At 68.2% G+C, this 11,136-nt stretch carries 6 protein-coding genes; all 6 read right to left on the bottom strand.

Annotation, left to right across the window (positions count from 1 at the left end; all coding sequences use genetic code 11):
• Nucleotides 1-137: family 1 glycosylhydrolase (locus tag ABIS05_RS13050; RefSeq protein ID WP_348014521.1), on the bottom strand; the 137-nt coding region annotated here is incomplete at its 3' end.
• Between the two features lie 19 nt (nucleotides 138-156).
• The gene (locus ABIS05_RS13055) at nucleotides 157-1,362 is read right to left on the bottom strand and encodes a GDSL-type esterase/lipase family protein (RefSeq protein ID WP_348014516.1); all 1,206 of its coding nucleotides are present in this window, start codon (nucleotides 1,360-1,362) and stop codon (nucleotides 157-159) included.
• A 133-nt stretch (nucleotides 1,363-1,495) separates the two neighbouring features.
• Nucleotides 1,496-3,787 carry a glycosyl hydrolase family 95 catalytic domain-containing protein gene (locus ABIS05_RS13060; RefSeq protein ID WP_348014517.1) on the bottom strand — a complete coding sequence of 764 codons (2,292 nt, stop codon included), beginning with the start codon at nucleotides 3,785-3,787 and terminating at the stop codon, nucleotides 1,496-1,498.
• A complete protein-coding gene (locus tag ABIS05_RS13065; RefSeq protein WP_348014518.1) occupies nucleotides 3,784-5,970 on the bottom strand; it encodes a hypothetical protein in 2,187 nt (728 codons plus the stop codon). The genes ABIS05_RS13060 and ABIS05_RS13065 overlap by 4 nt, the downstream gene beginning before the upstream one ends.
• A 115-nt stretch (nucleotides 5,971-6,085) precedes the next feature.
• Entirely contained in the window at nucleotides 6,086-7,729 is a 1,644-nt protein-coding gene (locus ABIS05_RS13070) for a DUF5597 domain-containing protein (RefSeq protein WP_348014519.1), read from the bottom strand.
• Between the two features lie 54 nt (nucleotides 7,730-7,783).
• Entirely contained in the window at nucleotides 7,784-10,834 is a 3,051-nt protein-coding gene (locus ABIS05_RS13075; RefSeq protein WP_348014520.1) for a TonB-dependent receptor, read from the bottom strand.
• Nucleotides 10,835-11,136 lie beyond the last annotated feature (302 nt).

Raw genomic sequence — 11,136 nt, forward strand, 5'->3', positions numbered from 1 at the left:
GGCGTGCGGCAAAAGCGGTCCCAGATGGACTCGCCCTTGCCGTCGGCAAAGGCGGCGCCCTCGATCTGCGGGGCGGCGGCGGCAACGCCGAAGATGAAGTCGGCGGGGAAGGGGCTGGAGTAGGTCAGTGCAGTCATGGGGTCAGTGCCGTTGCCGTCAGGGCGCGAGCCAGTGGTTCAGAGTTGCATCCAGGCTGCGGGCCCAGATTTCGTAGCCTTGCGGGCTGAGGTGGAGCCAGTCCGGCAGGATGTCCTTGGACAGCGTGCCGTCCGGATCGGTGAGGGCCTTGCCGATGTCGAGGAAGACGACGTGTTTGCCATCGGCAAGCGCGGGCAGCAGCGCGTTGATCTTTGCGTTGTGGCGGCGCATGAGGCCGTCGGGCTTCTCGTCGCGTGGGAACAGCGCCAGCAGCAGCACCCTGGCCTGCGGCTGGCGGTGGCGGACCTCGTCGAGGTTGCGCTTGATGCCGGCGACGGTGAACGCCGGGTCTTCCAGCCGCTCACCGGTGTTGTTCGTGCCGATCATCATGACGACGGCCTTGGGCGCCATGCCATCCATTTCGCCGTGCTGAAGGCGCCACAGCAGGTTCTCGGTGCGGTCACCGCCGAAGCCCAGCGCCACGGCGTTGTATTTCGCAAAGTGCTGGGCAAAGACGGCCTCGCCGTTGCGCTCCCAGCCTTCGGTGATGGAGTCGCCGAGGAAGACGAGGTCCACGCGCCGGCCGGCGTCGCGGTGGGCCTTGATCTCGGCCAGCTTGGCCTCGTGGCGCGGCAGCCACCACTCGGTCGCCCAGGCTTCCTGCAGCGGCTCGGGAGTGACGGCCAGCGTGCGGTAGTCGGGGCAGGCCGTCGTCGCCTGGCCGCGTTGATTGATCCGTAGCTTGCTGATCTGCAGCTCGCCGCTGCCGGTGCCCTCCAGCGCGAAAGGCAGGTTGACGGCAGAGAAGTCGTCGCCGTCGCGCCAGAAGCACTTGAGCGCGAAGCTCAGGTGCTGCTTGCCCTTGCCGACCGCCAAGCGGCCGGCGAACAGGAAGGGCACCTTGCGCTCGCAGTCCTTGCCGCAGCCGAGCTTGAACTTCATGCCGCCGTGGGCGAGGTCGATGACGTTCAGGTCGAACTCGACCGTGCCTTCGGCGAGGTAGGGATTCAGGTTGAGCGGCGGGCCGTCCTGCCAACGGGCCTGGGCGATCCAGGCGTTGCTGAACTGCAGCGTCACCCCGCCGTCGTCGCCACGGCGGGCGGCGACATGGCTGTTGGGCACGCGTGCGTTGGCCGGCTTGGGCACGGTGACTTGGTCACCCGTCAGCTTGGCCTCGCCTTCGAAATCGGTGACCGCGATCTGCCAGCCTTTGGACAGGTCCAATGACTGCGCTGTCAATGGCTGCGCAGCGAAGACCGAGGAACACAGCCACAGAGACACAGAGGCACAGAGAGAGCCCCACTTTCTCTGTGCCTCTGTGTCTCTGTGGCTGTGTTGGGGTTTCACTTTTGTCATGTCAGAACAGGTCCTTGGACGAAAGCGTGCGCGACTGGCCGGGCTGGAGCTTCAGCGCGACGACGCGCTCGCCCGCGCGAACACGGCCGCCGCCGGCGCCGGCCACCGAGCGCACCGTGGCGCTCGTGACGCGGCCGCCGGCCCAGGCGATGTCGACCTCGAAACCGCCGCGTGCGCGCAGGCCCTTGACCGAGCCTTCAGGCCAGGCCGCAGGCAGGGCCGGCAGCAAGTCGATGACGCCGTCTTGCGATTGAACCAGCATCTCCGCGATGGCCGCCGTGGCGCCGAAGTTGCCGTCGATCTGGAATGGTGGGTGGGTGTCGAACAGGTTGGGGTAGGTGCCGCCCTGGTTGACCTCGCCGCCTTGCCGGGCTGCCCTGGCGCCGGGCTGGGCCAGCAGGCCGCGCAGCAGCTGGTGGGCATGGTCGCCATCACGCAGCCGCGCCCAGTAGGCCATCTTCCAGGCCATGGACCAGCCGGTGCTCACGTCGCCGCGCGCGTCCAGCGTCTTGCGTGCGGCGGCAGCCAGCTCGGGCGTGCGCGCCGCAGAAATCTGCCGGCCGGGGAAGAGGGCGAACAGGTGGGAGACGTGGCGGTGCGTGTCGCGCGGCGTGTCCAGCACGGCGTCCTTCAGCTCGGCCTGCCATTCGAGCAACTGGCCCCAGCTGCCCACACGCGGGCCGGCGAGGCGGTCGCGCAGCGAGGCGGCGTGGTCACGCGCGGTGCGGTCGCCGAGTGCATCGGCCGCCTGGGCCATGTTGTCGAAGTGATCCCACAGGATCTGCTGGTCGTAGGCGACGCCGTCCTGGATGGGGCCGTGCTCGGGCGACCAGCCGTTGGGCGCAACGAGACGGCCATCCGGGCCTGCCTTGAGCCTGTCCTCCCAGAACTCGCCCACTTCCTTTAGCACCGGCCAGGCCACGTCGCGCAGAAAGGCCTTGTCCTGCGTGAAGGCGTAGTGCTCCCAGAAGTGGCGGGCATACCAGGCGTTGCCGGTCATGTTCCACAGATAGCTTTGCGCGCCGAAGGGGTTGGTGGCGGTGCGCAGCGCCCAGCCGCGCACGGGCTTGCCCGCAGCGGTCAGGAAGGTCTCGATGGGCGGCTGCACCGAGTTGTCCCACGGGGGCGTTTCGGGCGGCAGGGAGGCCGGGTTCTTTAGCGCTGCTGCCGCGCGATCGGCGACGGGGCGGCGCCATTCGGGAATCAGGCTTTGCACGAAGCGATGCAGCGGCCGCGCGGCCTCGGCCAGGTTGGTCGGCTCGGCCGGCCAGTAGTTCATCTGCAGGTTGATGTTGGAGTGGTAGTCGCTGTTCCACGGCGGCTGCAGCGCGTCGTTCCACAGGCCTTGCAGGTTGGCCGGCAACGAATCACGCGAGCTGCTGACGAGCAGGTAGCGGCCGTACTGGAAGTACAGCGCCTCCAGCTCGGGGTCGCCGCCGGCCTTCGTGTAGGCGGCCAGGCGGGCGTCGGTCGTCAGCGCGCGGCGGTCGGCGGGGCTGCTGCCGAGGTCGAGCTGCACGCGGCCGAGCAGGGCCTGCACATCGCGCTCGTGCTCGGCGCGCAGCTCGGGCCAGGGCTTGGCGGCGGCGACTTGGCTCCGCACGCGCGGCAGCGGTGCGTCGCCGTTGACGCGGCCGGCCGCGTAGCTGGTGCCGGCGCCGAGGATCAACGTGAGCGAGTCGCAGCCGCGGAAGACCAGCGTGTTGCCGTCGAGCACGACGGAGCCGCCCTCGTGCAGCACACGCAACTGGCTGGCGTAGGCGAGGCCGTTGGGCAGTTGGCCCACGGCCGTCAGCGTCTGGTTGGCAGCGCTCAGCGCGGCGCCGTGGCGGTCGGTCAGCGCGATGCGGCCGTTGTAGCGGCCGGGTTGGTCGGCCGAGAGGCGCCAGGCGATGACCTGGGCCGGTTGGCTGGCGAGGGCCTGGCGCTCGAAGCGCACACCGGCCTGCGTGTAGCTGAGGCGGTGCTGGGCGCGCGCCAGGTCCAACTCGCGGCGGTAGTCGGTGACTGGCTCGCTGCCGCCGTCGAGTTCGAGCACGACGTCGCCGAACGGCTGGTAGGCGCCCAAGGTCTTGGCATCGCCCGTCCACAGCGTGATGTCGTTGAACTGCAGCCGGTCACGCGCGACCTGGCCGAACAGCATCGCGCCCAGGCGGCCGTTGCCGATGGGCAAGGCCTGCTGCTCCCAACCCTGCGGCGTGTCCGGTGCTGGCGCGGCATAACGCAGCGTCAGCTCGCCGGCCTGAAGAGGCAGTGCCAGAGCCAGGCTCAGCGCCAGCAACAGCCGCTTCATGCTTTGGGCTTGCCGATGATGACGCCGCGACCTTCGGGCGCGACGTAGACGACGCCGAACTCCAGCGGGTCGGCGGCCAGTGCGTTCAACCGGCCGTAGCGGTGGCGGTCGTCGTCGATGCGCTGCCAGGTGGCGCCCGCGTCGAGGGAGCGGAACAGGCCCTCGCTGGCCTCGGCGCTACCGGCCTTGACGCGACCCCAAACGTACACGGCGTGATAGGCCGCGCCCTCGGCGGCCTTGCCCAAGGCCACGCGCCAGGGTTCGACGACCGCAGGCGTGGCCAGCGCCTTGCTGTCGGCGCCGGCGAAGTGCACCAGCCCATCGGGCAGCGCCAGCCACAGGTCGCGCGGTTTACCGGGCGCGCAGATGAGCTGGGCGTTTTGCCAGGCCTGCAGCTTGGACAGGCCGGCGATGCCGGGCTGGAAGCTGGCGCCACCGTCCACGCTGACGAGGATGCGGCCATTGGCGCGGTCAAGCACGTAGAACACGCCTTCGATGGCGCGGTCAGCCACCGGCGTCGACAGAAAGTCACGCTCGGCCGGCCAGCCGTTGCAGGGGCCCCAAGTGCGGCCATGGTCACGCGAGAAGGTGGCGGCCTGGCCCTGCCGCGCCCACACAAAGAAGCCGCCCTTGGCGGACACGGCGATTTGCCCGGCTGCAGCCCGCTCGCCGGGTTTCAGGCCTGCTTGTGGCGCGGTGGCGAAGGGCCGCCAGCTGGCGCCGCCATCGGCGGACCAGTGGCCGCCGGTGGCGTTGCCGTCGACCGTGCGGGCGACGATGCCGGGGTTGAGCTCGGCAAATGCCACCGCGCGGCAGGTCTCGCCAGCGGGCAGGAAGAGGCCGTTCTTCGGGCCCTGGGCCAGGTCGTCCCAGGCGGCGCCCGACACGTCGCCCATGGCTGCCAGCAGCGAGGCGCCGCCGTTGGGGCTCTCCAGTGCGAGCACGGCGGTCTCTTCGAGGTTGTCGACCGTGAAGGCCCAATTCACCTTTGCGGCGCCGAGGTTGCCGGTCATCCACAGGCCGTAGCCGGTGCCGTAGACGGCGTGGTCGCCGTCGTGCGGGTCGATCTTGAAATCAGCCATCCAGTGGCCCTGCGGGTGCCGGCTCTTGCCTTGATAGGCCTGCAGCCAGGGGTGGGTACTGGCATCGAAGGCGGAGCGCGGGCTCAGCGGCGTCCAGTTGGTGCCGTGGTCGTCGGAGATGTAGATCTCTTCGCCGCTGCTCCAGCGCTCGATGGTGGACACGACGACGCGGCCGGGGCGCTTGGCGTCTGCATCAAGGCCCGAGTAGCCGAAGGTCTGGCCATTGCCAGTCTTATCGGGCTTGACCGGCGTGATGTCGCGCCAGCGGCCGTCAGGCGCGCGGCGCCAGACGCTGCCGGTCTTGGCTTCGGCAGGGTTCACAACCTGGCCTGCGTCGCCGGCCGCGAAGCTGACGTAGAGCGAGCCGTCGGGCCCGAAGGCGGCGCGCTGCGGCGCCTGGGCGGGCAACTCCGCGATGCGCGTGAAGCTGCCGCCGTCATCCGTGGAGACAAAGAGGCCGGGCTGGTCGTGGCTGCCGGCGTAGATGGTTTTAGCCGTCGGCGCGAACAGCACGAGGGACACATGCTTGGCCGGGAAACCGCCGAGTTTGCTGAAGTGCTGGCCACGGTCGGTGCTTTGCAGCAGGCCGTCCTGCGTGGTGCCGAGCAGCAGGCGCTCGGGGCGGTTCGGGTCCACCTGCAGGCGCTCGCCGGTGCCACGGCCGGGGCCGTTGCCGTTGAGCTTGAGGCCCAGCTCATGCGTCTGCCAGGTGGCGCCCCGATCGGCGGAGGCCAGCAGCGCCGCGTTGCGCGCCCACTGGCCGGTGTAGAGGCCGCAGGCGGCGTAGACACGGTTGGCGTCGCTCGGGTCCACGGCGATGCTGAGCACGCCCATCAGGTCGGCGTCGGCCTTGGTGAGGTGGTCCAGCAGCGGCAGCCAACGTTTGGCGGCGGGGTCGAAACGGTAGGCACCGCCGATGTCGGTGCGGGCGTAGAGCAGGCCCTTCTCGCGCGGGTGGAAGACGAAACCGTCGATGAAGCCGCCGGCCCCGTAGGTGAGGCTGCGCCAGTCGTAGGCGGGGGCGGGCGAGGCGTCAGCGGCCCAGGCGGGGACGGTGGCGAACAGGCCGGCGGCCTGTAGCAAATGGCGGCGGTGAATCATGTCGACGGGTGGTGCTTGGCGTTTTTGGAAATGCAACCTCAGGGGCACTGAGGCACGGAGAAATCGTTGCGATGTTCTCTCAGCGACGCCGTGACTCCGTGGTTGCCTTTGGGCTTCATTTCGCTCGGCCCATTTTCACTTTGAGCATCACGGGCTCGGCCGGCAGGTTCAGGCCGTAATCGACCTGGTCGCCGTTCCAGACGCGCTCCATCACCCAGCGGCCCGTGTCGTCGAAGCGGCCCTGTTCGGTGCGCAGCAGCATGCCGCTCGTGCCGGCGGCCGGCTCCATGCGCACGCGCACGCGCTGACCGATGACGATGAACTCGTCCGTGCCGATCTGGGCGATGGCGGCGCCGCCGCCCGGCTCCTCGGTGCCGGCTGCGGGCTTGGCGAATTCGCCGCCCCAGCTCGACTCGCCGAAGCGGCCGAGGCGGTAGGTCAGCTTGGCCGTCCAGCCGGGGAAGTCCAGCTGCTGGGGCTTGCGGTCGTCGCCCTCGCCAGCGCCCTGGGTCTTGCCGTCGAAGGCCCATTGCGCCCACTGGCGCTGGATGGGCGCGAACATGCGGTAGACGCGCTCGAAGGGCTCGACCAGCGTCTTGTCCGTCGCCGTCGTACCCAGCGGGTAGTTGGTGTAGTTGAAGTAGTCGATGCCGAAGGGCGACACGCCGATGGCGCCACGGCCCAGCATCGCGTAGAGCAGGCGGCCGTAGCCTGGCTTGGTGCCGATCTCGGGGATCCACAGCGCGTTGTCGGCGCGTTGGAAAAGGCGCAGGTTGGCGTTCACCTGCTCGGACTCGACGCTGTAGATGTCGGGCGACACGATGTCGAGCGCGGGCGCGGTGGCCTTGTAGATGTCGATCACGTCCCAGGTCGGGCCGCCGCTGGCGAAGTCCTTGTTCCAGGGCTTGGGTGGCTGGTCCAGCGGGTTGCGCAGCGCGTTGTTGACGTACATCGGCAGGTCGTACACGGCTTTGCCGGCGGCGGCGATCTCGCCGATGTAGCGGGCGATGGCCCAGGCGTGGAAGTACTCGTCGGCGTAGTCGCCGTAGACCTCGCGCCAGGTGCCGGTGGGTGCGCCTGGCACGACGGCCTTCTTGCGCGCCAGCACGGCAGCCGCCACCGGCTGCTCGAAGGCGGCCTGCGCGGCGGGCGCGAAGTCGCGCACCAGGCCGTAGGTGCCGACCTCGTTCTCCACCTGCACCATCAGCACGGTGCGCTCGGCCGAGTCGATCTTCTTCAGGTGCGTCATGAAGGCGACGAAGGCCTTTTTGTCGGCCTTGAGCGTCTCGGCGCCGAAGGGGCTCAGGCTGTAGTTCGCCTTGCCTTCACGGTCCATGTTGAAGGGAAAGCGCTTGGGGTCGAGCTTGACCCACTCCGGGGTGTACTGGGCGCTGGTGTTCTTCCAGGTGGCGAACCACAGGATCACCAGGTGCTGCTTGTTCTTGCGGGCCTCGGCGACGAGGGTGTCGACGAAGCTGAAATCGAATTTGCCTTCTTCCGGCTCGACCTGTTCCCAGGCCACCGGCATCAGCACGGTGTTGGCCTTCAGGTCTCGCGCCGCCTCCCAGACGGGCTTGAGCGCGCCGGGGTAGTTGCTGGAGTTGTGGGCCTGGGCACCCAGTATGAGGAAGGGCTTGCCGTCGACGAGCAGCGCGTGGCGGCCGTCACGGGTGACGAGGCGGGGAGCCTCGGTGGCACTGGCGGCTTGCAAGGAGAGCAAGCCGGCCAGCACCACCGAGAGAAGGGCAGTTTTCTTCATCGGGGATTCCTTAGCGCCCGGCGGGCCGTAGGGCCTGCCGGGCGAAAACCAAGGTCAGAACGTGTAGCGGGCCGAGACCACGTAGCGCGGACCGGTGTAGAACAGGCCGCGTGTCAGATAGCCTACATGCTGCTGCATCAGCTGGCGCTGGCGGGCGGAGTTCAGGTTCTGCGCCTCCAGGCCGAGCGACAGCTGGTCGTTGAACAGCTTGTACGACACGCCGGCATCCAGCTGGCCATAGCTCTCCGCCCACACCGGCAGGCCCCAGGCCACGTTCTTCTGGCCGAGGCTGGGGCTGTTCGGATCGGTGTTGAGGCCGTCCGTGCCCTGCGTGCCGTTGACGTTGACCGCCTGCAGGTAGCGCGAGCGCCAGCTGTAGGCCAGGCGTGCGGACAGCGGACCCTGGTCATACATCAGCGCCAGGTTGAAGGCCTTGCGCGACATGCCCTGCAGCGGCAGGTTGCCGAAACTGCGGCCGTCGACGTCGCAGCCGTTGAGGTTTAGCGCGAGGTTGTCCGCCGAGTTGGCGGTGCCGCTGCAATAGGCCGAATTGACCGGGCTGTGCAGCGTGGTCTTGCTGTCCACGTAGGTGTAGTTGCCTTGCACGCCGAAGCCGGAGAGCCAGCCCGGCAGCTTGTCGAAATAGGTCTGGAACGCGAACTCCACGCCGGAGAGCTTGCCGGAGGAACCGTTGATCGGGCTCGTCACCGAGAAGTCCTGTGGCTTGCCGCTGGCATCAGGCAACTGGAAGTTCGTCGTCTGATTGATGATGATGTCCTTCAGGTCCTTGTGGAAGGCGGCGAAGGTCACCGAGCCCGCGCGGCTGAAGTACCACTCGGCCGTCAGGTCCTCCTGCGTCGAACGGGTGGGCAGCAGCATCGGGTTGCCCTTGGCCGAGCCGGTCTGCGTGACGCTGTTCACCGTGGTGCCGGTGGTGTTGATGGTCTGGCTCAGCGTCGTGCTGGCCTGCAGGCGGTCAAAGTCCGGCCGGGCGATGGCCTTGGCCGCAGCGAAGCGGAACTGCAGGTCATGCGCGGCCTGCAGCTTCAGGTTCAGGCTGGGCAGCACGTCCGTGTAGCTGTTCTTGAAGGTGTCCAGCTGCTGGTACTTAGGGATGTTGGCCACGGGCACGCCGCCCAGGCCAAGCTTGGCCTGCTCGGTGCCGGCGAAGGAGGTGTAGCCGAGGGCGTTGTTCTGGGTTCGCACGACCCGCACACCCACATTGCCGTCGAGCGGCAACTTCCATTCGTCGAAGCCGAAGCGCAATTGGGCGAAGGCGGCCTGGGTCTTTTCCGACTGCCTGTTGCCGCTGCCGCTCTGGATGTCCTGCGCGATGTCGCTGCCCAGCCCTTCGGGGGTGAAGGCGAAGGGCCAGTTGCTGCAGTTTGCGGGGTCGCCTGGTGTTGGAGTTAGGAGGGGGGACTTGACCAGGCAGTTGTCGGCGCCGTACTTGTGCAGCACGGCGTAGGAGGCCGGGAAGCCGGCGGCCTGTGCGACCGACGGGAACACGACCGAAGGCGGTACCGGGACGCTGCCGCCGAAGAAGTTGGGGAAGGTGTTGGTCTGGGTGCCGCCGGGGTAGTCGCTCAGATAGGCCGGGCCACCCTGCGTCCAGGACTGGGAGATGGCCTGCCAGTGGTAATTGGACGGATTGGTCGAACTCTGGGCCTGGCGGTCCGTGAGGCGCAGGCCAAAGCGCAGGTCCTGCAGCACCGGGTCGTCGAAGCGGTACTTGGCATCGCCCTTCCAGCTCTTCTGCGTGCCCTTGCTGCGGTCCAGATGCTCCATCGTGAACGACCAGTAGTAGTTCTTGGGGTCGGCGAGGTAGGCGCGGTCGGCCGCGTCGAAGGTCAGGCTGGGCGTGCTGCCGCTCAGGTCGAGGACTTCCTTCTGCATGCCGATGCCGGTCGCCACGGTGGAGTCGAGGCCGCGCGTGGAGGCCTTGACGTACTGCAGGTCGGACGTGAAGCTCCAGCGGTCACTCGCCTTCCAGTTCAGGCGCCAGGCAAAGTCCTCGGTCTGGGAATTGCGGGTGGCGGTGCGCGTGTCATCGTTGAAGTTCAGCAACGAGCCGTCGTTGTTGGTCAAGGTGCCGGACACCAGCACGCCCTGATCGTTGAACTTGCCATTCGCGACCTGGATCTTGTAGGGGTCGGTGCCCGCAAAGATCGCCTGCTCGTCCCACTGCATGCGGTACTTGGAGCGGAAGTAGGTCAGCGAGCTGTCGAGGCCGTCCTTCTTCCACTGCAGGGCGCCGTACAGGCCGTCGCGCTTGCGCTCGAACTCCAGCGTGCGCCACTGCGCGCCCTTGGGTACCCACAGATAGCTGCCGGCGGCCTGGCCGGCCACGGCGTCGCTGCGGGGGTAGTAGGGCTCGACCTGGAAGAAGTCGGAGCGGGTCGCGCTCTTGGAGCTGGCCACGTTGATCAGCGCGCCGAAGCGGCCGTAGTCGGTGTTCCAGCTGTTGACCAGCAGGCCGCTGGCCGACGGCTTCTTCTTGCCGTTGAGCTTGGCATAGGCCTCTTGCACCGTGACTGAACCCTTGAAGCCGGGGTAGTCGAAGGGCAGGGCGGTGCGCAGGTTGACCAGGCCGCCGACGGCGCCTTCGATCTGTTCGGCCGACGGGTTCTTGTAGACGTCGATGCCGGCCATCAGCTCGGGCGGCACGTCCTCGAAGTTCAGGGCGCGGCCGCCGTTGGCGGAGAAGGTGTCACGGCCATTCATTTCGGAACGCACATAGGACAGGCCGCGGATGTTGACGCCGGAACCTTCCACCGAGTAGTGCTCCGGGTCGCCCTTGGACATGGTGCGGTCGATGGTGATGCCAACGATGCGCTGCAGCACCTCGGTGACGGAACGGTCGGGCAGCTTGCCGATGTCGTCGGCGACGATGGAGTCGACGATTTCGTCGGAGTTCTGCTTGATCTTCTGCGCAGACTCCAGGGCCGCGCGGCGGCCGCTGACGACGACGGTCTCAAGGCTGCTGACCGGGGCGGATGCGGCCGCAGCGGGAGCGGCGGGCGTCTGTGCCATCGCCAGGCCGCTGCAAAGCAGGGCGGCCTGGGCGGCGGCAAGGGAAATGGCGGTTTTCTGATACTTGTTCACTATGTCTCCTCTGGGTTGCCTCTAGGGCGGGATGGGGGGTGGGCCTTGCTGCTGGTTCGACGGAGCGGGGTCAACATCGCCCGACGTGCGGGGCGGTGGGGGCGGGGTTGTTGCGTGGGTGCATCCGGGTCAGGCGCAAAACCGATTGACGAGGTTTTCCAGGACTTCCTGGCGGCCCGAGACGGGTGCCACGTCGGTGTTCCTGGCCAACACTTCGTCCGCGAGGTCCGAGAGTGTGTGGCGGCCGCCGAGGATGTCCTGGCCGGCAGGCGTGTCCCAGCCGGCGTAGCGGCTGTCGACGG

Source organism: Roseateles sp., from assembly GCF_039929605.1.
Lineage (GTDB): Bacteria > Pseudomonadota > Gammaproteobacteria > Burkholderiales > Burkholderiaceae_C > Pelomonas.

Excerpts from the sequence above, each read along its gene's own strand:
- ABIS05_RS13065 (WP_348014518.1), bottom strand. The coding sequence starts at position 5,970 with ATGATTCACCGCCGCCATTTGCTACAGGCCGCCGGCCTGTTCGCCACC.
- ABIS05_RS13070 (WP_348014519.1), bottom strand. The coding sequence starts at position 7,729 with ATGAAGAAAACTGCCCTTCTCTCGGTGGTGCTGGCCGGCTTGCTCTCC.
- ABIS05_RS13060 (WP_348014517.1), bottom strand. The coding sequence starts at position 3,787 with ATGAAGCGGCTGTTGCTGGCGCTGAGCCTGGCTCTGGCACTGCCTCTT.